Annotated in this window: 1 pseudogene; it reads left to right on the top strand. The window is 59.6% G+C overall.

Annotated elements, in window-relative coordinates:
- Nucleotides 1–23: 23 nt before the first annotated feature.
- A pseudogene (locus tag EVJ33_RS15195) lies at nt 24–338 on the top strand (transposase); the annotation flags it as partial.
- Nucleotides 339–458: the final 120 nt, after the last annotated feature.

Here is a 458-nt window from a genome sequence, read left to right as displayed (position 1 = left end):
CAACCAATTTGGAGGCGATCCCGATGATGCCCGACCTGCCGAACATGCCGCCGAGCCCGTATGCGGCCCTCTATGACCTGTTGATCCCGGCCGATGATGAGCTGCGACTCATCCATGACCTCGTCTCATTCGATTTCATCACCGGCCTGCTCGAGGATACGTATTGCCACGACAACGGTCGGATGGCCGTCCATCCTGTCCGGATGTTCAAGTATCTGTTCCTGAAGGCGCATTCGAACCTGTCCGACGTCGACCTCGTCAGACGGGCGAAGACCGACCTCACTTACAAATATTTTCTGGACCTCGCACCGGAAGATGACGTCATCAACCCCTCCTCGCCTATGCGCTCGCCGTCGCCGAGACCGTCGAGACCGTGATGCCCGAGCTGATGTTTCGCGAACACATCCGAGACCAGGTGAACCGGGTGCGTGAGCTCGCGGAGGACGCGCACGTCGAGC

Origin of the sequence: Exiguobacterium sp. SL-10, from assembly GCF_004337025.1 — a bacterium.
Lineage (GTDB): Bacteria > Bacillota > Bacilli > Exiguobacteriales > Exiguobacteriaceae > Exiguobacterium.
The sequence above is the reverse complement of the archived record's forward strand: the minus strand, read 5'-3'. Positions and strand labels throughout refer to the sequence as shown.